20 protein-coding genes are annotated in these 22785 nt (G+C 72.5%); 6 read left to right on the forward strand and 14 right to left on the reverse strand.

Features of this window, described 5'->3' with window-relative positions; translation table 11 throughout:
• Positions 1-142: 142 nt before the first annotated feature.
• Entirely contained in the window at positions 143-661 is a 519-nt protein-coding gene (locus tag ACFQQL_RS18195; protein ID WP_382396588.1) for an amino-acid N-acetyltransferase, read from the reverse strand.
• A 74-nt stretch (positions 662-735) separates the two neighbouring features.
• A complete protein-coding gene (locus tag ACFQQL_RS18200; RefSeq protein ID WP_382396589.1) occupies positions 736-1776 on the reverse strand; it encodes a sugar-binding transcriptional regulator in 1041 nt (346 codons plus the stop codon).
• A gap of 181 nt (positions 1777-1957) precedes the next feature.
• Here ACFQQL_RS18200 and ACFQQL_RS18205 point away from each other — a divergent pair, with 181 nt between their 5' ends.
• The 3 genes from ACFQQL_RS18205 (at position 1958) to glpK (ending at position 6156) form a co-directional block, all read left to right on the forward strand.
• Complete coding sequence (locus ACFQQL_RS18205) at positions 1958-3658, forward strand: glycerol-3-phosphate dehydrogenase/oxidase (RefSeq protein WP_382396805.1); 1701 nt, start codon at positions 1958-1960, stop codon at positions 3656-3658.
• Between the two features lie 203 nt (positions 3659-3861).
• The gene (locus ACFQQL_RS18210) at positions 3862-4569 is read left to right on the forward strand and encodes an MIP/aquaporin family protein (RefSeq protein ID WP_382396807.1); all 708 of its coding nucleotides are present in this window, start codon (positions 3862-3864) and stop codon (positions 4567-4569) included.
• A 66-nt stretch (positions 4570-4635) separates the two neighbouring features.
• A complete protein-coding gene (gene glpK / locus ACFQQL_RS18215) occupies positions 4636-6156 on the forward strand; it encodes a glycerol kinase GlpK (RefSeq protein ID WP_382396590.1) in 1521 nt (506 codons plus the stop codon).
• A gap of 375 nt (positions 6157-6531) precedes the next feature.
• Here glpK and ACFQQL_RS18220 read toward each other — a convergent pair whose 3' ends face one another.
• On the reverse strand, positions 6532-7929 hold the full coding sequence (locus ACFQQL_RS18220; protein ID WP_382396591.1) for an alpha-hydroxy acid oxidase: 1398 nt from the start codon (positions 7927-7929) through the stop codon (positions 6532-6534).
• A gap of 61 nt (positions 7930-7990) precedes the next feature.
• Here ACFQQL_RS18220 and ACFQQL_RS18225 point away from each other — a divergent pair, with 61 nt between their 5' ends.
• Genes ACFQQL_RS18225 through ACFQQL_RS18235 form a run of 3 tightly spaced genes read left to right on the forward strand, consistent with a single transcriptional unit; the run spans position 7991 to position 11038 of the window.
• On the forward strand, positions 7991-8839 hold the full coding sequence (locus ACFQQL_RS18225) for an SMP-30/gluconolactonase/LRE family protein (protein ID WP_382396592.1): 849 nt from the start codon (positions 7991-7993) through the stop codon (positions 8837-8839).
• A gap of 1 nt (position 8840) precedes the next feature.
• Complete coding sequence (locus ACFQQL_RS18230) at positions 8841-10385, forward strand: phytoene desaturase family protein (protein ID WP_382396593.1); 1545 nt, start codon at positions 8841-8843, stop codon at positions 10383-10385.
• Positions 10382-11038, forward strand: coding sequence for a uridine kinase family protein (locus tag ACFQQL_RS18235; protein ID WP_382396594.1), 657 nt, complete (start codon positions 10382-10384; stop codon positions 11036-11038). Before ACFQQL_RS18230 ends, ACFQQL_RS18235 begins: the two co-directional genes overlap by 4 nt.
• A gap of 91 nt (positions 11039-11129) precedes the next feature.
• On the opposite strand, the gene lysS is transcribed toward ACFQQL_RS18235, so the two are convergent.
• The 11 genes from lysS to hpt form a co-directional block, all read right to left on the reverse strand.
• Positions 11130-12671, reverse strand: a complete 1542-nt coding sequence (gene lysS, locus ACFQQL_RS18240; RefSeq protein WP_382396595.1) for a lysine--tRNA ligase — start codon at positions 12669-12671, stop codon at positions 11130-11132.
• Positions 12672-12680: 9 nt separating this feature from the next.
• A complete protein-coding gene (gene panD / locus ACFQQL_RS18245; protein ID WP_382396809.1) occupies positions 12681-13127 on the reverse strand; it encodes an aspartate 1-decarboxylase in 447 nt (148 codons plus the stop codon).
• Between the two features lie 48 nt (positions 13128-13175).
• Positions 13176-14969, reverse strand: coding sequence for a pantoate--beta-alanine ligase (gene panC / locus ACFQQL_RS18250; protein WP_382396596.1), 1794 nt, complete (start codon positions 14967-14969; stop codon positions 13176-13178).
• Entirely contained in the window at positions 14966-16507 is a 1542-nt protein-coding gene (locus ACFQQL_RS18255) for a PH domain-containing protein (RefSeq protein WP_382396597.1), read from the reverse strand. The genes panC and ACFQQL_RS18255 overlap by 4 nt, the downstream gene beginning before the upstream one ends.
• On the reverse strand, positions 16504-17007 hold the full coding sequence (locus ACFQQL_RS18260; protein ID WP_382396598.1) for a PH domain-containing protein: 504 nt from the start codon (positions 17005-17007) through the stop codon (positions 16504-16506). The genes ACFQQL_RS18255 and ACFQQL_RS18260 overlap by 4 nt, the downstream gene beginning before the upstream one ends.
• Positions 17008-17026: 19 nt before the next feature.
• Positions 17027-17512: a DUF3180 domain-containing protein gene (locus ACFQQL_RS18265; RefSeq protein WP_382396599.1), complete on the reverse strand. Its 486-nt coding sequence runs from the start codon at positions 17510-17512 to the stop codon at positions 17027-17029.
• Positions 17509-18468, reverse strand: a complete 960-nt coding sequence (folK, locus tag ACFQQL_RS18270; protein WP_382396600.1) for a 2-amino-4-hydroxy-6-hydroxymethyldihydropteridine diphosphokinase — start codon at positions 18466-18468, stop codon at positions 17509-17511. Before folK ends, ACFQQL_RS18265 begins: the two co-directional genes overlap by 4 nt.
• Entirely contained in the window at positions 18465-19331 is an 867-nt protein-coding gene (gene folP / locus ACFQQL_RS18275; protein ID WP_382396601.1) for a dihydropteroate synthase, read from the reverse strand. Before folP ends, folK begins: the two co-directional genes overlap by 4 nt.
• 20 nt (positions 19332-19351) lie before the next feature.
• Positions 19352-20041: a GTP cyclohydrolase I FolE gene (gene folE, locus ACFQQL_RS18280; RefSeq protein ID WP_382396602.1), complete on the reverse strand. Its 690-nt coding sequence runs from the start codon at positions 20039-20041 to the stop codon at positions 19352-19354.
• On the reverse strand, positions 20041-22092 hold the full coding sequence (gene ftsH, locus ACFQQL_RS18285) for an ATP-dependent zinc metalloprotease FtsH (RefSeq protein ID WP_382396603.1): 2052 nt from the start codon (positions 22090-22092) through the stop codon (positions 20041-20043). The genes folE and ftsH overlap by 1 nt, the downstream gene beginning before the upstream one ends.
• A 130-nt stretch (positions 22093-22222) precedes the next feature.
• On the reverse strand, positions 22223-22777 hold the full coding sequence (gene hpt / locus ACFQQL_RS18290; protein WP_382396604.1) for a hypoxanthine phosphoribosyltransferase: 555 nt from the start codon (positions 22775-22777) through the stop codon (positions 22223-22225).
• Between the last annotated feature and the right edge of the window lie 8 nt (positions 22778-22785).

The following is a 22785-nucleotide window of genomic DNA, read 5'->3' on the forward strand; positions in this document are numbered from 1 at the left end:
CTCGGCTCCGCTGCGGCCGGAGGCTCGTTCCTCGCCCCAACCTCCGCTGCGCCTTCGTCAGAGCTCCAGCCATCGGTCGCCCTTCCTCGGCTCCGCTGCGGCCGGAGGCTCGTTCCTCGCCCCAACCTCCGCTGCGCCTTCGTCAGAGCTCCAGGAGCATCCGGGAGTTGCCCAGCGTGTTCGGCTTCACCCGGGCGAGGTCGAGGAACTCGGCCACGCCGTCGTCGTGCGAGCGGAGCATCTCGGCGTAGACGTCGGTGCCGACCGGTGTGCCGTCGATGACGTGGAATCCGTGGCGCGTGAAGAACTCGACCTCGAAGGTCAGGCAGAAGACGCGCCGCAGCCCGAGGGCCCGGGCGCGGTCCAGGAGCGCCTGGAGCAGCTGGTGCCCGATGCCCCGCCCGGACATCTCTGGTGCTACGGCGAGGGTGCGGACCTCGGCGATGTCGTCCCACAGCACGTGCAGCGCGCCGCAACCGACGATCGCCGAGGCCCCCGGCCCGCCGTCGTCCTCGGCGACGACGAACTCCTGCACGGCCTCGAAGTACTCGACGAGCTCCTTGGCGACCAGGATGTTGCGCTCGGCGTACGGCCGGACCAGCTCGTAGATCACCCGCACGTCTGCGGGCAGTGCCTGCCTGACCTCGATACCGCCGCTCACGCCGCGATACTAGGAGCCCGTGTCCGTGCCGGCCGAGGTCCGCCGACACGTGGACGCCGTGAGCTCCACGCGTCTCATGGCCGGTCGACCTGGCCGCGCTCGCGCGAGTGCAGCCGCGCGACGGCGGCATCGGCGGCGCGCCAGGTACCTCGGCCCGCCGGCTCCCGCACCCGTTCGATGGCCGCACGCGCGGTCGTCTCGTCGATGACCAGGTCGGTGACGACGCCGGCACGGAGCGCGCCGAGCAGCGGGCTCACCTTCGCCGTGCCGGCCACCACGCAGATGCGCCGGGCTATCCGCTGCAGCTCGCGAGGCGTCGGGCCGGTGGCGCGCTCGTTGAGCTCGATGTCGGAGTAGGAGCCGTCCTCCCGCAGCAGCACGGTGCACACGTCGCCGACCACGCCGGACCCGCGCAGGGTGGCGATCTCCTCCGGGTCGAGATAGCCGGCGGAGTACACGTGCGAGGCCAACGGCCCGGTGAGCGCTCCGACGCCGAACAGGGCGATGTCGGCCCGCTCCTGCACGGCGAGGACACGCCGGATGGATCGTTCGCGCCACATCGCCGCCTTGGTCTCCGGGTAGTCGAAGAACGCCGGGACGGGGAAGTGGTGGACGCGGGCGTCGAACGCCTCCGCCGCCGCCGTCATGATCGACCCGGCGTACGGGATGCCGGAGGTGACGGGGTTCGCCGCCCCGTTGAGCTGGACGACGGCGCTGCCCGGCGCGCGCTTGGGCGTCAGGTGCCCGACGACCGCGGAGGTGGTGGTCCCCCACGCCAGCCCCAGCACGGTGCTGGGCTCGACCCACGAGGAGACGAGCCGTCCCGCGACCTGGGCCACCTGCTCGAGGCGCTGCACGTCCGCGGTGCCTTCGCGCACCGCGACCACATGGGCACGCACACCGAAGACCTCCCGGAGCTCACGGGAGAGGGCGTCGGCACCGGCGGTGCGCGGCTGGAGGGAGATGTGCACCAGACCGGTGTCCCGGGCACGCTGGATGAGCCGGGACACCGTCGAGCGGGAGACCTCCAGCCGCCGCGCGATGGCCTCCATGGTCTCGTCCTGGAGGTAGTACATCTGCGCGGCGACGTACACCATCTCGTCCCGGGTCCTCACGGGAGATCACGACCGCTCACGCCACCTCCCGTTCATCGCACGTTCGTGCAGCGCCATTGCGCGTGTGTGCGCCGGCCGTCAGCATAGGGCCAGCCGGGACGAACCGGGCCGATCGACGACGAGGAGCGGACGCGTGGCCAGCCAGCTGAACCGGGAGACCCGCTCCGCCGCACTCGAGGACATGGCGGACGCAGAGGGCGTCGACGTGCTCGTCATCGGCGGGGGCGTCACCGGCGCGGGCATCGCCCTCGACGCCGCCACCCGCGGGCTGCGCACCGCGATCGTGGAGATGCAGGACTGGGCCTCCGGGACGTCCTCCCGCTCCTCCAAGCTCGTGCACGGCGGCCTGCGCTACCTCTACCAGCTGGACTTCGCCCTGGTCGCCGAGGCGCTGCGCGAGCGCGGCCGCCTGCTGCGCACCACCGCGCCGCACCTGGTGCACGCCCAGCCGTTCCTGTGGCCGCTGAAGACCCCGCTGATCGAGCGGGCGTACAGCGCCGTCGGCGTCGGCATGTACGACGCCCTCGCCATCCTCGGGGCACGCGGCGTCTCGGTCCCGGTGCAGAAGCACTACAGCAAGGCCGGGGCGCTCAAGATCTTCCCGCAGATGCGGCCGGACAGTCTGAGCGGCGCCATCCGGTTCTACGACGCCCGGGTGGACGACGCCCGGCTCGTCCTCGCGCTGGTGCGCTCTGCCGTCGGGCACGGGGCGCTCGCCGCGTCCCGGGCACAGGTGGTCGACCTGACCAAGGACCCGACGGGCCGGGTGACCGGCGCGGTCGTCGCGGACCTGGAGAGCGGGGCCGAGCGCACCGTGCGGGCGAACCACGTCATCAACGCCACCGGCGTGTGGACGGAGGAGACCGAGGCCCTCGGCGGGGGCGAGCACGGCCTGAAGGTCCTCGCGTCCAAGGGCGTGCACATCGTGGTGCCCAAGGAGCGGATCTCGGGTCAGACCGGCCTGTTCCTGCGGACCGAGAAGTCGGTGCTCTTCGTCATCCCGTGGCAGCGGTACTGGGTCATCGGCACCACCGACACCCCGTGGACCGAGGAGCGCCAGCACCCGGTGGCCACCGCCGAGGACGTGGACTACATCCTCGAGCAGGCGAACAAGGTGCTCTCGCCGGCGCTGACCCGCGAGGACATCATCGGCGTGTACGCGGGCCTGCGGCCCCTGCTGCAGCCGGTGGCGAAGGGCGACGGGCAGTCACAACAGTCGACCAAGGTCTCCCGGGAGCACACCGTCGCCGAGGCGGCGCCGGGGCTGACCGTCATCGCGGGCGGCAAGCTCACCACCTACCGGCAGATGGCCGAGGACGCCGTGGACTTCGCGCTCGGCGCCCGGGCACGCACGATGCCCTCGGTGACGGCGTCGACGCCACTCGTGGGGGCCGCCGGGTACCGCGCGACGAAGGCTCGCGCCGGCCAGATCGGCGCGGCGCACGGCTGGACGGCCGACCGGGTCGAGCACCTCCTGCACCGGTACGGCTCGGAGATCTCCCTCATCCTCGAGTCGATCGAGGCCACGCCGGAGCTCGGCAGGCCGCTGACCGGCGCCGAGGCCTACCTCGCCGCGGAGGTGGCGTTCGCCGTCACGCACGAGGGCGCGCTGCACCTGGAGGACATCCTCACCCACCGCGTCCGGCTCAGCTACGAGACCCGCGACCGTGGCGTCTCCGCCCTCGAGGAGATCGCGGCGATCGCAGGGCCTCTGCTCGGCTGGGACGAGGCGACCACGACGCGGGAGATCGACGCCTACCGCCGCCGGGCCGAGGCGGAGGCGACCGCCGAGCAGGAACGCACCGACACCGCCGCCGCGGCCGCACGGCTGACCACCGACGACGTCGTGCCCGTCCGCAGCCTCGACGCACCGACCACCTGACACCGATCCAGCACGACACACCGGGGGGATCCTGCGCGAAAACCCGCCCACGAAGGGCACCTGACGAGCATCATCCAGACAAGCCGCCGAACCGGCGGGCCACCACGCGCCACCGACGGCGCCCGACTGGCTCACAACGGTTGTGACCAGAGAGTGGGTTGACAGTGGAAGTTTCGTTGACGGAGATCTTCTTCTCCGAAGTCATGGGCACCGCGATGCTCACCCTGCTGGGTTGTGGCGTCGTGGCGAACCAGGTCCTGCCGAAGACCAAGGGGAACGACACCGGGTGGGTCCTCATCACGTTCGGATGGGGCATCGCGGTCTTCGCGGGTGTGTACGCGGCGTACCGGACCGGCGGTCACCTGAACCCTGCCGTCACGCTGGGCCTGCTCGCCAACGGCAGCGACATGTTCGCAGGCACCGACCAGCTCCCGGCGATCCCGGCGACCGGTGGCACCGTGGTGACGTACCTGGCGGGTGAGATGGTCGGCGCGTTCCTCGGCGCCGTCGTCGTCTACCTGGCGTACAAGCGGCACTTCGACCAGGATGCGCCGGGCGGCATCAAGCTGGCGGTGTTCTCCACCGGCCCGGAGGTCCGCAGCTACGGGTGGAACTTCGTCACGGAGGTCGTGGGCACGTTCGTCCTGGTCTTCGTCGTCATCATGTTCGGCAACACGCCGTCCGGGCTCGGACCGCTCGCCGTCGCCTTCCTCGTCGTCGGTATCGGTATGAGCCTCGGTGGCCCCACGGGGTACGCCATCAACCCGGCTCGTGACCTCGGACCCCGTATCGCGCACGCCGTGCTGCCCATCAAGGGCAAGGGCTCCTCCGACTGGGGCTACTCGTGGGTCCCGGTCGCGGGTCCGATCGTCGGCGGTGTGCTCGCCGGGCTCCTCGCCATGGCCTTCTGACCAGCTCCTCCAGCCCTCACCCGACCCTCCCGGGCACCGAGCGCCCGGAGAACCGAAAGGAACACCATGGCTGACGCCACGTACGTCCTCGCCATCGACCAGGGCACCACCAGCACCCGGGCGATCGTCTTCGACCACTCCGGCCAGATCGTCGAGACCGGCCAGCTCGAGCACGAGCAGATCTTCCCCAAGGCCGGCTGGGTCGAGCACGACCCGCAGGAGATCTGGCGGAACACCCGCGAGGTCGTCGGCATGGCGCTGACCCGCGCCAACATCACCCACGAGCACATCGCGGCGGTCGGCATCACCAACCAGCGCGAGACCACGGTGGTGTGGGACAAGAACACCGGCGAGCCGGTGTACAACGCCATCGTCTGGCAGGACACCCGCACGCAGAAGATCGTCGAGGAGCTCGGCGGCTCGGAGGGCGCGGACAAGTACAAGGCCAAGGTCGGCCTGCCGCTGGCGACGTACTTCTCCGGCCCGAAGGTCAAGTGGATCCTCGACAACGTCGACGGCGCCCGCGAGAAGGCGGAGGCCGGCGACCTCCTCTTCGGCAACACCGACGCCTGGCTCGTGTGGAACATGACGGGCGGCACGGACGGCGGCCGGCACATCACCGACGTCACGAACGCCTCCCGCACCATGCTGATGAACCTCGACTCGCTGACGTGGAACGAGGACATCGCCGCCGACATGGGCATCCCGATGTCGATGCTGCCCGAGATCCGCTCCTCCTCCGAGGTGTACGGCGAGGGCCGCCGGGGCGGCATGGTCCCGGGCGTGCCGATCGCCGGCATCCTCGGCGACCAGCAGGCGGCAACCTTCGGGCAGGCCTGCTTCGAGGTCGGCATGGCCAAGAACACCTACGGCACCGGCAACTTCATGCTGATCAACACCGGCACGGAGGCGGTGCCGTCGGAGAACGGCCTGCTGACCACCGTGGCGTACAAGATCGGGGACAACGCGCCGATCTACGCGCTGGAGGGCTCGATCGCGGTCACCGGCTCCCTGGTGCAGTGGTTCCGCGACAACCTCGGCATCATCTCCTCGGCCCCGGAGATCGAGGACCTGGCCAAGACGGTCGAGGACAACGGCGGCGCCTACTTCGTCCCCGCGTTCTCCGGCCTGTTCGCGCCGTACTGGAAGGCGGACGCGCGCGGCGCGCTGGTGGGCCTCACGCGGTACGTCAACAAGGGTCACATCGCCCGCGCCGTGCTCGAGGCCACCGCGTTCCAGACGCGCGAGGTCAACGACGCCATGGCGGCCGACTCCGGCGTCCAGCTCACCGAGCTCAAGGTCGACGGCGGCATGGTCGCCAACGAGACGCTCATGCAGTTCCAGGCCGACATCCTGGGCGTGGACGTGGTGCGCCCGAAGGTCGCGGAGACGACGGCGCTCGGCGCCGCCTATGCCGCGGGCATCGCCGTCGGCTACTGGCAGGGCGAGCAGGACGTCATCGACAACTGGGCCGAGGGGAAGCGCTGGACGCCCCAGATGGACGACGCCGAGCGCGAGCGCACGTACCGCCTCTGGAAGAAGGCGGTGACGAAGACCTTCGACTGGGTCGATGACGACGTGAGCTGACGAGCACGAAGCCGAGGTGGGACCGAGGAACGAGGTCCCGCCGAGGCGGAGAGCGAGGAAGCGAGCACATCGAGCACGTGAGCTGACGAGCACGAAGCCGAGGTGGGACCGAGGAACGAGGTCCCGCCGAGGCGGAGAGCGAGGAAGCGAGCACATCGAGCACGTGAGCTGACGAGTTGTCCACACGCCGCGGTCAAAGTCCGGCCGGGACATCGGGCGCGGCGGTAGGCTTGACCGTGCAGGACGTCGCACCTCGTACCGGGACGAGGTGCCGACCGGGCCGATTCCCCAGGTCGGCCGGGGACGAGTGCGAACCCGGGGTCGACGGGCCCTTCCACCGACGTCGGTGGGAGGGCCCGTCGCCGTGCCGGGCAGCTACCGTCCGCGCTCGGCGGCGGCCTTCTCCACGGCGTCGACCGGAGCCGCGCGACGGGTGGACGCGGAACGTGCGGCGGAGCCCTTCCGCGCGGTCTGCTTCCCCTTGCCTCCGGAACGCGGCAGACCCGGCCGTGGCGCCTGCTCGGCGGCCTGGTCCGCCACCTCCGGGACCGGGACGAGGCGCGCGAGCTGGGTGACGTGCCGCGGCTCGAGCTCGGCCAGGGACTGCACACCCAGCAGCTTCATGGTGCGCTCGACTTCGCTGCGCAGGATCTCCACCGCGCGGTCGACGCCGGCGCGCCCACCTGCCATGAGGCCGTAGAGGTACGCGCGCCCGACGAGTGTGAAGTCCGCGCCGAGTGCCACCGACGCGACGACGTCGGCACCGTTCATGATGCCGGTGTCGACCATGACCTCGGTGTCCTTGCCGACCTCGCGCACGACCTTCGGCAGGAGGTGGAACGGGACGGGCGCCCGGTCCAGCTGCCGGCCGCCGTGGTTGGACAGCAGGATGCCGTCCACGCCGGCGTCGACGAGGCGCACCGCGTCCGGGACGTTCTGCACGCCCTTGATGACGATCTTCCCGGGCCACAGCTCGCGGATGACCTCGAGGTCGTCGTAGCTGATCGTCGGGTCCATCGCCGCGTCGAGGAGCTCGCCGACCGTGCCGCCGGTGGAGCTCAGCGAGGCGAACTCGAGCTTGGGCGTGGTGAGGAAGTCGAACCACCACCAGGGCCGCGGGACGGCGTCGAGGATCGTCCGGACGCCGATCTGCGGCGGGATGGAGAAGCCGTTGCGCTTGTCCCGCAGCCGGGCACCGGCGATGGGGGTGTCCACCGTGAAGAACAGCGTGTCGAACTCGGCCGCGGCAGCCCGGCGGGTGAGCTCGTAGGAGACCTCCCGGTCGCGCATGACGTACAGCTGGAACCAGTTCCGGCCGTCGGGGTTGGCGGCCTTCACCCCCTCGATCGACGTGGTGCCGAGCGTGGAGAGGGTGAACGGGATGCCTGCGGCTCCCGCCGCTCCTGCCCCGGCCACCTCGCCCTCGGTCTGCATGAGCCGGGTGAACCCGGTGGGGGCGATGCCGAACGGCAGGGCGCTGGGCCCGCCGAGGATCTCGGTCGAGGTGTCGACGTCCTCCGCCGGGCGGAGCACGTCGGGGTGGAACTCGACGTCCTCGAACGCCTGCCGGGCCCGCTGCAGCGACAGCTCGCCCTCGGCGGCGCCGTCCGTGTAGTCGAACGCGGCGGCCGGGGTACGGCGTTTCGCGATCGCCCGCAGGTCGTAGATCGTCAGCGCGGCGGACAGCCGTCGTCGCCGTGCGTTGAGATCGGGCTTCTTGAGCTTGAGCAGCTCGAAGACCTCGGCCGGCCGGGGGACCTGACGGGTGACCATACGACTCCTGACTCTCCGTTCGTGCCACCGAGGCTAGTCGCCCGCCTGAGAGACTGTGCCCATGAGCAACGCCGAGCAGATCACCGACCCGCTCTGCCACCACGGTGAGGGGCCGGTGTGGTCCCCGGTCTGGGGCGGGCTGCGCTGGGTCGACATGCTCGCCGGGGATCTGATGACCCTGCGCGAGGACGGCACCGTGGACCGGCTCCCGACCGGCTCGGACGTGGCCGCGTTCGTGCGGCCTCGGACCTCGGGCGGGTACGTCGTCGGGCTGGAGCGCGGGCTGGGCCTCGCGGACGCCCCGGACGACCCGCCACGCGCCCTGCCGGAGATCTGGGCCGACCCGAACCTGCGGATGAACGAGGGCGGCTGCGACCCGGCGGGCAACCTGTACTGCGGCACGATGGCGTACGACCGCACGCCCGAGATCGCGCACCTGTACCGGGTCACACCCGGCGGGGAGGTCACGGTCGCGCTGGAGGGCGTGACGACGTCGAACGGGCTGGACTACTCCCCCGACGGCGCACGCGCCTACTACAACGACACCCACACCGGGGGCACCGACGTCTTCGACGTCGACGAGTCCTTCGCCCTGGTGAACCGGCGCCGGTTCCACTCCGCCGACGACGGGCGGGCGGACGGCCTGTGCGTGGACTCGGCGGGCAACGTGTGGGTCGCGCTCAACCGCGTGGGCAGGGTCCGCCTGTACTCCCCCGACGCCGAGATCCTCACCGAGATCTCGCTGCCGGTGCGGCTGACCACCGCCTGCACGCTGGGCGGGGAGGACGGGCGGGACCTGTTCGTGACGACGTCGCGCGAGGGACTGCAGGACCCCGAGCCCGAGGCGGGCGCGGTGTTCAAGGTCCGCGTCGACGTCCCCGGCAAACCCGTGCTCCCGTACGGCGGCTGACGTGCGGTACGACGCCGTCGTCGTCGGTGCCGGGCACAACGGCCTCACGGCCGCGGCGTACCTCGCGCAGGCGGGACGCCGCGTGCTGGTCCTGGAGCGGCTCGACCACGTCGGCGGCGCGGCGGTCTCCGCGCGGGTCTTCCCCGGCGTGGACGCCAGACTCTCTCGGTACGCGTACCTCGTCTCGTTGCTCCCGCGCCGCATCGTGGCAGAGCTGGAGCTGAACGTCACGCTGCGCCGACGGCGGTATGCGTCCTACACCCCCGTCGGCGGGACCGGGTTGCTCGTCGACACCTCGGACCGGGCGGCGACCGCGGCCTCCTTCGCACGGGTGACCGGCTCGGACCGGGACCACCGGGCGTGGGAGGCGTTCTTCGGCCGGGTGGCGACGCTGGCCGCGCGCGTCGCTCCGACGCTCACCGAGCCGCTGCTCAGCCGTGACGAGCTCCGCCGGGTGGTCGGGGACGACGAGATCTGGCGGGACGTCGTCGAGGAGCCGCTCGGCGCCGTGCTCCGCCGGACGTTCGGCGACGACGTGGTCCGCGGCGTGGTGCTCACCGATGGGCTGATCGGCACGTTCGCCGACGCCGACGAGGAGTCGCTGCGACAGAACCGCTGCTTCCTGTACCACGTGGTCGGCGGCGACTGGGACGTGCCGGTGGGCGGCATGGGCGCGGTGACCGCCGCCCTGCGCGACGCCGCGCTGGCCGCAGGTGCCGAGATCGCCGTCCGTCGCGAGGTGACCGCGATCGACCCGGCCGGGGCGGTGACGTACCGCGACGACGAGGGCACCGAGCGGACCCTCGAGGCCGGGCACGTGCTGGCCGGCTGCGCTCCGGCGACGCTGGCCCGGCTGCTCGGCGAGGTGCCCGGCGGCTCGCCCGGTGCCGCGCCGGAGGGCGCGCAGCTGAAGGTCAACATGCTGCTGCGGCGGTTGCCACGCCTGCGCGACGACGTCGAGCCGGCCGCGGCGTTCTCCGGCACCTTCCACGTCAACGAGTCCATGTCGCAGCTCGCCGACGCGCACCGGCAGGCCGCGGACGGGCAGATCCCAGACCTGCCGCCCTGCGAGATCTACAGCCACTCCCTGACCGACCCGACGATCCTCGGCGCGGAGCTGCGTGCCGCCGGTGCCCAGACGCTGACCCTCTTCGGGCTGCACATGCCCGCACGGCTCTTCGCGACCGACAACGAGCGCGGACGCGGTGAGGCCCTCGCGGCGACGCTCGCCTCGCTGGACTCGGTGCTGGCGGAGCCGATCGAGGACTGCCTGATGACCGACGCCGACGGCCGGCCCTGCCTGGAGGTGCGCACCCCGGTGGACCTGGAGCACGACCTCGGCCTGCCGGGCGGCAACATCTTCCACCGCGACCTCGCCTGGCCGTTCGCCGAGGCGCCCGCGGACGTGGGCCGGTGGGGAGTGGAGACCGCGCACGAGCGGGTTCTGCTGTGCGGCGCCGGAGCCCGGCGCGGCGGAGGCGTGAGCGGCATCCCGGGACGCGCGGCCGCGATGGCCGTGCTGGGTTCGGGTCAGGCGTCGCGATGATCGCGGGCGAGCCCGAGGGGGCGGACCAGGGCCGACTCTTCGACCTGCCGGCCGGGTCGCGGCGCGGCGTCGCGCGTGTGGTGCTGCTGACCGGCCCGTCCGGGTCCGGCAAGACGTCGCTGACCCGGCGGCTGGGCGTCCCCGTGGTCCCGCTCGACGACTTCTACCGCGACGGCGACCATCCCGACCTGCCGCGCCGGTACGGCATCGTCGACTGGGACGACCCGGCGTCCTGGGACGCGGAAGCCGCGGTGGCGGCGCTCGTGGAGCTCGCCACCACCGGCGAGGCCGAGCTGCCGGTCTACGACATCCCCACGAACGCCCGCACCGGCACCACACGGCTGTCGCTGGACGGCTTCCCGGTGTTCGTCGCGGAAGGGATCTTCGCCGCCGAGATCGTCGCCGCCTGCCGTGCGGAGGACATCCTGGCGGACGCGCTGTGCCTGGTCCGGCCGCGCCTGAAGACGTTCTGGCTGCGTCTGCTGCGGGACCTCGGGGATGCCCGCAAGCCCCCGCTGACCCTGGTGCGGCGCGGGCTCGACCTGGCCCGCCGCGAGCCGGCGATGGTGGCTGCGATCGGTGCCCGAGGTGCCCGGCCGGTGACCGTGGAGGAGGCGGAGCAGGTGATCCGGCGGCTCGTCGCCGGCGACTGAGGTCCGGTCACGGCTTCGGCACGGATGTCGAACGGTGCTGGTCGACCTCGGGGTACCGCCGTCGCCGCCGTGCGGAGGCACCGCCGCCGGCTCAGCGGGCCTTGACCAGGGGGAAGGTGATCGTCTCGCGGATCCCGCGGCCGGTGAGCGCCATGAGGATCCGGTCGATGCCCATGCCCATACCGCCGGTGGGCGGCATGCCCTGCTCCATCGCCTCGAGGAAGTCCTCGTCGAGGACCATGGCCTCCGGGTCGCCCGCGGCGGCCGCGAGCGCCTGGGCCTCGAACCGCTCGCGCTGGACCACCGGGTCGACGAGCTCGGAGTATCCGGTGGCGAGCTCGACGCCGCGCACGTACAGGTCCCACTTCTCCACCACGCCCGGGATCTCCCGGTGCGCGCGCACCAGCGGCGAGGTGTCCACCGGGTAGTCCCGGACGAAGACGGGACCGACCAGGGAGTCACCCACCAGGTGCTCCCAGATCTCCTCGACGATCTTGCCCGGCGTGTAGTGCGGCGCCAGCTCGACGCCGACCCGCTCGGCGTGCGCGGTGAGCGCGTCCACCGGTGTCTGCGGCGTGACCTCCTCGCCGAGCGCCTCGGACAGCGACGGGTAGAGGCTGACCGACTCCCACTCGCCCCCGACGTCGTACTCCGTGCCGTCCTCGAGGGTCACCGTGGTCGAGCCGAACGCGTCGAGTGCGGCCTGCTGGACCAGCTCGCGGGTGAGCGCACCGATGGTGTCGTAGTTCCCGTACGCCTCGTAGGCCTCGAGCATGGCGAACTCGGGACTGTGCGTGGAGTCCGCGCCCTCGTTGCGGAAGTTGCGGTTGATCTCGAAGACCTTCTCGATCCCGCCGACGACGGCACGCTTGAGGAACAGCTCCGGCGCGATCCGCAGGTAGAGGTCCACGTCGTAGGCGTTCATGTGCGTCACGAACGGCCGGGCGGCGGCACCACCCGGCTGGATCTGCAGCATCGGCGTCTCGACCTCGAGGAAGCCGCGGGCGTCCAGGGTCTCTCGCAGGGAACGCACGACGGCGGCGCGCGTACGCACCATGTCCCGCGCGGCCGGTCGCATGATGAGGTCGAGGTGGCGACGACGGACGCGTCCCTCCTCGGAGAGCGCGACCGTCTCGCCGTCGGCCGTCTCGTAGGTCTTGGGCAGCGGCCGCAAGGACTTCGCGGCGATCCGGTAGGAGTCGGCGAACACGCTGAGCTCGCCGCGGCGGGAGGCGATGACGCGGCCGTGGACGTACAGGTGGTCGCCGAGGTCGACGTCGGACTTGAACGCCGCCAGGGCCTCCTCACCCACCTCGGCGAGCGACAGCATCGCCTGCAGCCGGTTCCCGGTGCCGTCCTGCAGCGTGACGAAGCACAGCTTCCCGGTGTTCCGCAGGTACATCACGCGTCCGGCCACCCCGACGACCGTCTCGGTCTCCTCGCCGGCCGCCAGGTGGCCGAACTCGTCGCGGACGACCGCGATCGTCGTCGTGATCGGCAGGGTGACAGGGTAGGGGTCGACGCCCGCCGCGAGGAGCCGGTCCCGCTTCTCGGTGCGGACGCGGACCTGCTCGGGGACGTCGGAGTCGTCGTCCGTGGCGGGCAGGGTGGGTTCGGTGGTCTGCTCGGTCACCGGACAAGCCTAGCCAGCGAAGAGCTCGTGCTCCGCGCGGTACTGGGCGGTGGAGATCCCGCTGGCGCCCACGCCGGCGGCGGCCGGGACGTCCGGGACCTGACCCGGTTCCTCGCCGACGTCCACGATCCGGTTCTGTCCGTCCACGAACACCACGTGCGGGGTGTAGCTGCGGGCGTCCGCGTCGGAGAGCTGGCCGTAGGCGATGACGATGACGAGGTCACCGGCGTGCACCAGGTGCGCGGCGGCGCCGTTGATGCACACGGTCCCGCTGCCGCGTTCCCCCGGGATCACGTAGGTGGTCAGCCGCGAGCCGTTGGTGACGTCGACGACGTCGACCTGCTGGCCGGGCAGCAGGTCCGCAGCGTCGAGCAGGTCCGCGTCGATGGTGATGGAGCCGACGTAGTGCAGGTCCGCGCCCGTGACGGTGACGCGGTGGATCTTGGAGATCATCATCGGACGCTGCAGCGAGCGTGGCGTCGTGGTCACGGCGGTCCTTGCGGTCTACGGGCGGGGATCGAGCTCGACGGGCATGTTGTCGATGAGACGGGTGCTGCCGACCCGCGCGGCGAGGGCCAGCAACCCGGGGCCGCGGGCGTCCGCCGCGAGCGGCAGGAACGTCTCAGGATCGACAAGCACAAGGTAGTCCTTCTCTATTCCGTCCGCGGCCCCCAGCACCTCCTCCGTGACGCGAAGCACAGCCTCGGCGTCCCGGCCCGCCTCGGCCGCCGTCGCACCGGCGGCGAGCGCCCGCGGGATCGCCAGCGCCCGCTCGCGCTCGGCGGCCGAGAGGTAGACGTTCCGGCTCGACATGGCCAGCCCGTCCGCCTCGCGCCGGGTGGGCACGGTCGCGATCTCGACGCCGAGGTCGAGGTCGCGGGCGAGGGTCCGGACCAGCGCGACCTGCTGGGCGTCCTTCTGACCGAACACCGCGACGTCCGGCCGCACCAGCGAGAAGACCTTGGTCACGACCTGCAGCACGCCCGCGAAGTGGCCGGGCCGGGTGGCGCCCTCCAGCACGTCGGCGACCGGACCCGGGTCCACACGCACCAGCGGGTCGGCCGGGTACATCTCCGCGTCCTCCGGTGCGAAGACGACGTCGACCCCCCGCCCGGTGAGCAGCGCGACGTCCGCCTCGAGGTCACGCGGGTAGCGCTCGAAGTCCTCCCCCGGACCGAACTGCAGCGGGTTGACGTAGATCGAGACGACCACGTGGTCGGCCCGCCGGGCCGCCTCCTCCACGTTGACGAGGTGGCCCTCGTGCAGCGCCCCCATCGTCATCACGAGTGCCCGGGATCCCGGCAGCGACGCCAGGGCGGCACGCAGCTCCGCCCGGGTGCGCACGACGAGCGGCTCGGGGGTCCGGGACGGCTCCTGTGACCGGGGTTCCGCGGGTGCGGGCTCTGCCGTCGGGGCGGCGAGCGTGTCCAGCAGCCGGGCGGCGGCGGGCTCGGTGATCCGGCCGGATGCCAGCGCTCGCCGGGTGGTGACGCCGGCGAGGTGCCGGTAGCTCTCGGTGACGTCCGCCAGGTCCGGCCCGAGGCCGGCGAGCGCCGTCAGGTGCGCCGCGACCGTTCCGGCGTCGCCACGCACGACGGGCCCGGTCAGTCCCTGCTCGCCGCCGCGCAGCACGCCGTCCAGGGCGGCGCCGAGCAGCGGACCGAGGTACCGGCCCGGCTCCTGGACGCCTGCGGCCACGAGGGTGCGTTGGGCCTGGGCCACGAGGGTGACCAGGTGGTTCGCACCGTGCGCGAGGGCCGCGTGGTAGGCGGGCCGGTCCCGCTCGGCGAGCACCACCGGCTCCCCGCCGAGCTCGACGACGAGGGCCTGGGCGATCGGCAGCACGGGCGCGGCGGCGCTGACCGCGAACGGGCAGCCGGTGAGCCGGGCGAGATCGAGGCTGGTGCCGGTGAACGTCATGGCGGGATGGATCGCCAGCGGGATCGCGCCGCGCTCGGCCGCCGGTGCGAGGATCTCGGTGCCGTACCGGCCGGAGGTGTGCACGAGCAGCTGACCGGCCTGCCACCGGCCGAGGTCGGCGAGACCGCGGACGAGGTCGCCGAGGGCGTCGTCGGGGACGGTGAGCAGCACGAGCTCGGCACGCTCGACGACCTCCTCGATGCCGAGCACGGGCACGCCGGGCAGCAGGGCGTCCACGCGGTCGCGGTTCTCCGCCGAGACCGCGGTCGCGCCGACGACGGCGTGCCCCACCGACCGCAGGGCACTCGCCAGGACGGCGCCGACCCGGCCGGCACCGATCACGCCGACCCCGAGCCGGCCCGGACGTGCCTCGCTCACGACGACCCGCTCCCCTGGTCCGTGGCGGGGCCGTGCGGCACGCCGACTCTTCGCATCCACTCCTCCGGCCCTTCGGCGGCCCGGGCCGTGCGTGCCCGCTCCGCCTGCTCGACGAGCACGTGCTGGGCGAGCATCTCGTCGAGGTGGTACGCGATCGGGGTGACCGGTCCCGACACCGAGTGCGCGAGCAGGTCGGCGAGGCGGAGACGCCGCTCGAGCGGCCCCTGGCGGATCGCCAGCGACTGGGTCCGTTCGTGCGGGACGACGACGAGCGAACGGACCAGCCGGCCGCTGCGCATGAGGAGCGCGGTGCCGGTGATGCGCAGCCCGTTGCGGCGCCACCCGATCGGGTCCACCCAGCGGGCGCGCCGTGGGCTGGTCCAGAAGCCCGCGGCCTCGCCGTCGCCCTCGAGGGCGGCGTCCAGCAGACCGGGCACGTCCTCCTCGCCCAGGTCGGGCAGCACCAGCCAGAGGGCGGTCAGGGCGTCACCGCGGGGCCCGACCGGCAGCAGCACGGTCTCGACCTCGCTGCGCTGCTGCCCCTCGCTCCCGCCGTACCCGGCGACGTTGATGCGCACCCGCCACCAGCCGAACGGGCGCCACAGCAGCGGCTGGCTGAGACGGACCGCCTGCACGCGGCCCGGCGGAAGGGTCTGGGAGCGGGTCTCCAGGAGGCCGTGGCGCAGCCGGATGCCGTCGGGTGAGATCGCCGCCCGGAAGTGGAACTCCCCGGCGAACCGTCCCCACAGGTAGAACACCCAGCCGATCAGGCCCGGCCCGGCACCGAAGATGGGGGCGGTGGTCTCCGCCAGCACCGCGACCACCACGAGGACGGCCACGCCGATCACCAGCAGCAGCAGCGACGGCGAGAGCAGCAGCGAGGCGACGAGCCGATTGGCCGGGACGCGCAGCATCTCCCGCTCAGGTGCCTCGGCGAACGTCGGTGCCGGGCCGGCCTCGCCGCTCGCCGGGTGCTCGACCGGGGCGTCGACACCCGCCGCGCGTGCCATCACCTCGTTGCGCAGCGCGTGCGCCTCGTGGTCCCGCAGATACCCGATGACGACGTTGGACTCGTTCCCGCCGGCGGTCTCGACGCGCACCTGGGCGAGGCCGAAGACCCGCCCGAGCAGCGGCTGGACCACGTCGACCGCCTGCACCCGCACCAGCCGGGCGTGCCGCTGCCGCCGGAACAGGATGCCGCTGTGCAGGTCGACCGACTCGCTCGTGACGGCGAACTTCATGCGCCGCCACGCGAGGGCCGAGTAGACGGCGGCGATCGCGCCGACCACGACGACCACACCGAGTGCCACGAGGAGCGCCGTCGTGCGGTAGCTCTCGATGGCTCCCCAGAGCTCGGAGAACTGGCGGAGGTTGTCCCCGAGCTGCCAGATCAGCGCGGCGACGACCGCGACGACGACCTTCCACGCGTTGAGGATCGGCGTGACCTTGTGGACCGAGCGCCAGACGGGATGCGCGGCGGGCGGCTCTGCGGCGGGCGGCCCGTCCGGCTCCGGACCCATGCCTCCCTGCTCGGTCACAGGCCTGCCAGCCTCGCCTCTCCGCGGGCGGTGAGGCGGTCTCGCAGCCGCGAGGCCTCCTCCGGCGGGAGCCCGGGGATGGTCGCGTCGGTCTGCGCCGCGGCGGTGTGCAGGCGTACCTGGGCCACGCCGCAGGCGCGGTCCAGCGGGCCCGCGGTGACGTCGACGAACTGCATCCGGCCGTACGGGACGACCGTCAGGGACCTGAAGAGGATGCCCTTCCGGACGAGCAGGTCGTCGTCCAGCTCGGAGTACCCCATCGCGCGGACCTGGCGCGGGATCAGCCACAGCAACCAGAGCACGAGCAGAGCCACGACCGCTGGAGCCACCCAGACCCAGCCGCCGAAGATCACACCGAGCACGATCGTCCCGGCCAGCGGGACGGCGAACCAGATCGCCAGTGAGACGAGGCGCACCGTGATCAGGGAGGAGGACACGGGCGCGAAGACGACGCCAGGCGGGTCGAAGGCACCCCCGGAGATGGCGGGTTCGGCGGTCACGTCACCAGCCTCCCAGAAATCAGGCCGGTGTCGCGCCGTGGTTGGCGCCGCCGGAGGGCTCGTCCTCGTCGTCGGGCGGGACGCGGCACCACCGCTCGACCACCATCGCGGCGACCACGAGCGCCAGGCACGCGAGCAGCGACAGCCCGGCCGCGAGCGCCACCTGCCGCGGCAGCGGGGCGGAGAGGTTGTCCAGCGCGACGAGGATCTGGGCACCGAAGTACCCCACGAGCGCCGCGCCCACCAGTGCGGACGCCTTGGCGAGCACCACGACGCGGGCGGCGCCGATCGGGGTGATCGACGTCGGCTCCTGGCGCACCAGGCGGCGCACGCCCTGCCCGAGACGGAGCAGCACGACGCTCAGCACCGCCGGGCCGGCGGCACTGAGGTACGGCACCGGTGGCCCGAGGCCGCCGCGGGCCTCGATGTTCTCGAGCACGAAGAACGTGGCGAGGCCGACGACGCCGGCGATGAGGACGAGGGTCTGCCAGGACGTCCGGTTCACGGTCCGCCGTCCTCCACGTCGGCCGTGCGCCAGTCCCCGTCCAGCCAGGTCAGGCCGTGCCGGTCCGGGGCGGCCGCGGCGAGGACGGCGACGGGCCCGCCGTGCGGCCCGGGCAGCACCGCGTCCGGGTCGAGCCGGGCCCACGGGGCGAGGACGAACGCCCGCTCGTGCGCCCGTGGGTGCGGCAGGGTGAGGTCTGGGTCGTGGATGACCCGGTCGCCGACGGCGACGACGTCGACATCGAGGGTTCGTGCACCCCAGCGTTCGGTCCTGGTGCGGCCGTGGGCGTCCTCGACCGCGTGCACCAGCTCCAGCAGCCGCCCGGGGGCGAGGGTCGTGGTGCCCGTCAGGACCGCGTTGAGGTAGTCGGGCTGCGGGTCCTGGCCCGGTGCGAGCACGGCAGCGGTGCGGGCCAGCGGCGAGACGCCGGTGAGGTGCAGGCCCTCGGCGTGCGCGAGCGCGTCGACGGCGGAGCGCAGCGTGGCCGTGCGGTCGCCGAGGTTCGCGCCCAGCGCGAGCACCACCTGCTCCGGGGCCACCGTCCTCGCCGGCTCCTCGACGTCGCGGGCCGCCGGCCCGGACGGCTCGGCGCGGCTGCGGTGGATGGTGATCTCGACGTCGTCGAACTCCACGGGGATCGGTGCCTGCGGCTTGTGCACGGTCACCTCGACCGCGCGGACCCCCGGCCGGGCCAGCACGACGGCGGCCACGCGGTCGGCGAGGGTCTCGACGAGGTCCACGGGCTCGCCCGCCAGGACGGCGACGACATCCTCGGCGACGTCGGCGTAGCTGACCGTCCGGTCGAGGTCGTCGGTCCGGGCGGCGGGCCGGGTGTCGAGGTGCAGCACGACGTCCGCGCGGAACTCCTGGCCGGTCTCCCGCTCGGTGCGCAGCACCCCGTGGTACCCGACGGCGCGCAGACCCGAGAGCCGGATCGTGTCTCCCACGGGGTTCATCGGTGCGCCGTCCAGGCCGCGGCGACCCGCGTCGCGTCGAGGCTGGCGGTGACCTCGTGCACCCGCACGGCCCAGACGCCGGCCGCGGCCGCCAGCGCGCTCACGGCTGCCGACGCGGCGTCGCGCGCCATGGGCTGGTCGGCCAGACCGGGCGCGACGACTCCGCCGAGGAACCGCTTGCGCGAGGCACCGACGAGCAGCGGGCGCCCCAGCCGGCCGAGCTCGTCCAGCCGGGCCAGCAGGGCCCAGTTGTGCTCGGCGTTCTTGGCGAAGCCGAGCCCGGGGTCCAGCACCACCTGCTCCTCCCGGACACCGGCCGCGGCGGTGGCCGCCAGCCGTTCGGCGAGCTCGGCACGCACCTCCGTGACGACGTCGTCGTAGACGGCCAGCTCGTTCATCGTCGCGGCCGTGCCGCGCCGGTGCTGCAGGATGTACACGACGCCGGTCTGCGCGACGGTGGCGAGCATCTCGGGGTCGGCGGTGCCGCCGGAGACGTCGTTGACGATGAGCGCGCCGGCGTCCACCGCCGCACGGGCCGTCGCCGCGTGCAGCGTGTCGACGCTCACCACGCCACCCGCCTCGACCAGGGCCTCGACGACCGGGAGGATCCGGCGTCTCTCCTCCTCGGGCGTCACCGGTGCCGCCCCGGGTCGGGTGGACTCCCCGCCGACGTCGACGATGTCCGCGCCCTGGGCGAGCAGGTGCTTGGCGTGCGCCACCGCGACATCCGTGTCGAACCACTGACCGCCGTCGGAGAAGGAGTCGGGCGTGACGTTGACGACGCCCATGACGAGGGTCCGTCCGGCGTCGCGCAGCGCGTCCGGCAGCGGTCCGGGAGCCGCTGTGCCGTCGGGTGAGCTCACCGTCCCAGGCTATCCGCGGCTCAGACCCGGCCGGTGAGCAGGCTCATGGCCTCGGCGCGGGTTGCGGCCCGCCGCATCGTGCCGCGGACCGCGGAGGTCACGGTCCGCGAGCCGGGCTTGCGGACACCCCGCATGGACATGCACAGGTGCTCGGCCTCCACGATGACGATGACGCCGCGGGGCTGCAGGCGGGCGACCAGCGCATCGGCGATCTGCGAGGTCAGCCGCTCCTGGACCTGGGGCCGGCGGGCATATCCCTCGACGAGCCGGGCGAGCTTGCTCAGGCCCGTGACGCGGCCGTTCTCGGCGGGGATGTACCCGACGTGCGCGACTCCGTGGAACGGCAGCAGATGGTGCTCGCACATGGAGTACAGCGGGATGTCGCGTGCCAGGACCATCTCCTCGTGCCCGATGTCGAACACGGCGTCGAGGTGGTCTGCCGGGTCCTCGGACATGCCGGCGAAGATCTCGGCGAACGAGCGGGCCACGCGGTCTGGCGTCCCGGCGAGCCCGTCGCGGTCGGGGTCCTCGCCCACCGCGAGCAGGAGGTCACGCACGGCCCTGCGGACGCCGTCGTGGTCGTACGGGCGCGGGACCGAGGGCTGGCGCAGCGGGCCGGCGTCGCTGGCGTAGGTCGTACCGTCACCGGGCTCCGACGGAGAGCCGGCGATGCCGGAGACGTCCGGCCGGCCGTCCTGCCCGGCCGTCATCACACGCCCTCGGCGGGCCCGCCGACCTTGCCGCTCTCGGGGACCGGCGCGGTGCTGTCCAGCTCGGTCTCGCCCGCGGCGGCCACCTGGTCCTCCGGCTGCATGTGCTCGCCGCTCGCCCGCTCGGCGGCGGTGAGCACCGGCGGGCGGTCGCTGACGTGCCGGTCGAGGGAGGACAGCCAGACGGGGCGGGCCTGCCGCTTCTCCACCGGGGCGAAGATCCGGGCGAGCTCCGACTCGTTGAGCGTCTCGTGCTCCAGGAGCTCCAGGACGAGGTGGTCGAGCACGTCGCGGTACGTGTTGAGGATCTCCCACGCCTCGTCGTGCGCGGCCTCGATGAGGCTGCGGACCTCCTCGTCGACGATCCGCGCGACGTCCTCCGAGTAGTCCCGCTCGTGACCGTAGTCGCGCCCGAGGAACGGCTCGTCCTGGTTCTTGCCGAGCTTGATCGCGCCGACGCGCGCGCTCATGCCGTACTCGACGACCATCTTGCGGGCGATCTTCGTGGCCTTCTCGATGTCGTTGGAGGCGCCCGTCGTCGGGTCGTGGAAGACGATCTCCTCGGCCACCCGGCCACCCATGGCGTAGGCGAGCTGGTCCAGCAGCTCGTTGCGGGATGTGGAGTGCTTGTCCTCCGTGGGCATGACCATCGTGTAGCCGAGGGCGCGCCCGCGCGGCAGGATCGTCACCTTCGTCACGGGGTCGGTGTAGCGCAGCGCCGCCGCGGCGAGCGCGTGACCACCCTCGTGGTACGCGGTGACCTTGAGCTCCTTGTCGTTCATCACCCGGGTGCGCTTCTGCGGCCCGGCGATGACGCGGTCGATGGCCTCGTCGAGCGCGCGATCGTCGATCAGCTGCGCGTTCGAGCGGGCGGTGAGCAGTGCGGCCTCGTTGAGCACGTTGGCCAGGTCGGCACCGGTGAACCCGGGCGTGCGCTTGGCGACCATGCCGAGGTCGACACCGGGCGCCATCGGCTTGCCCTTGGCGTGCACCTCGAGGATCGCGGCGCGCCCGTGCATGTCCGGGGCCTCGACGGCCACCTGGCGGTCGAAGCGGCCGGGCCGCAGCAGCGCCGGGTCGAGGACGTCCGGCCGGTTGGTGGCGGCGATGAGGATGACGTTGGTGTTGACGTCGAACCCGTCCATCTCGACGAGCAGCTGGTTGAGGGTCTGCTCGCGCTCGTCGTGGCCGCCGCCCATGCCGGCGCCGCGGTGCCGGCCGACGGCGTCGATCTCGTCGACGAAGATGATGGCGGGCGCGTTGGACTTGGCCTGCTCGAACAGGTCGCGGACGCGGGAGGCGCCCACGCCGACGAACATCTCGACGAACTCCGAGCCCGAGATGGAGAAGAACGGCACGCCGGCCTCGCCGGCCACGGCCCGCGCGATGAGCGTCTTCCCGGTACCCGGTGGGCCGTAGAGCAGCACGCCCTTGGGGATCTTCGCGCCGACGGCCTGGAACTTCTCCGGCTCGGCGAGGAACTCCTTGATCTCGTGGAGCTCCTCGACCGCTTCGTCCTCGCCGGCCACGTCGACGAAGGTGACGTCCGGGTTCTCCTTGTTGACCTGCTTGGCACGGGACTTGCCGAACTTCATCATCCCGCCGGCGCCGCCCTGCATGCGGCTGAGCAGCCACCAGAAGACGGCGAGCAGGATGACCATCGGCAGCACGAACGTCAGCAGCGACGTCCAGATCGACTGCGTCGGGACCACGGAGTTGTAGCCCTGCTCAGGGTCGGCCTGCCGGACGGCGTCCACGACCTCCCGGCCCTGGGGCGAGACGTAGTAGAACTCCACGTCGGTGCCCTTGTCGACGGTGCCGCCCTCGCCGTCGGGCGCCTCGTACGGCTCGGAGAGGGTCAGGCGCACCCGCTGGGTGCCCTCGGTGATCTCGACCTGCTGGACCGTCTCACCGCGCAGGAGCTCGAGGCCCTGGGAGGTGTCGATCTGCTGGGTGCGGGCCTGCCCGAGCAGCGACCACCCGACGGAGACGAGCAGCAGCACCAGCAGGATCCACACCAGTGGCCCACGCAGCAGTTTCTTGGCGTTCATCGATCTCGGCTCGCGCCCGGTCCCTCCTGGTCGCACGGTTCACCTGACGGTATACGACGACGACGGTCCGGGGGCGCGATGTTCGCGCAGGGCGGTACGTGGAACGTCCGCGCGACCGGGGCGTTCCCCGTCAGCCCCCGTACACGTGCGGCGCGAGGGTGCCCACGAACGGCAGGTGCCGGTACTGCTCCGCGTAGTCCAGGCCGTACCCGACGACGAACTCCGGCGGGATGTCGAACCCGACGTAGCGCACGTCGACCGGCACCTTCGCGGCGTCCGGCTTGCGCAGCAGGGTCGCGATCTCCACGGACGCTGGGCCGCGCGAGCGCAGGTTGCCCACCAGCCAGGACAGCGTCAGCCCGGAGTCGATGATGTCCTCCACGATCAGGACGTCCCGCCCGGTCAGGTCCGTGTCGAGATCCTTGAGGATCCGTACGACGCCGGAGGACTTGGTCCCCGATCCGTAGGAGGAGATGGCCATCCAGTCCATCTGGACGCGGCTGTGCAGCTTCCGGGAGAGGTCCGCCATGACCATGACGGCGCCCCGCAGCACGCCGACCAGGAGGATCTCCCGCCCCGCGTAGTCGGCGTCGATCTCGGCGGCCAGCTCGGTCAGCCGCTCCTCGATCTGCTCCTGGCTCAGCAGGACCTTCTCCAGGTCGGAGCCCATGTCACGGTCGTCCACGTGTTCTC

It is taken from the genome of Georgenia alba, assembly GCF_042665525.1.
GTDB classification, from domain to species: Bacteria; Actinomycetota; Actinomycetes; order Actinomycetales; family Actinomycetaceae; genus Allobogoriella; species Allobogoriella alba.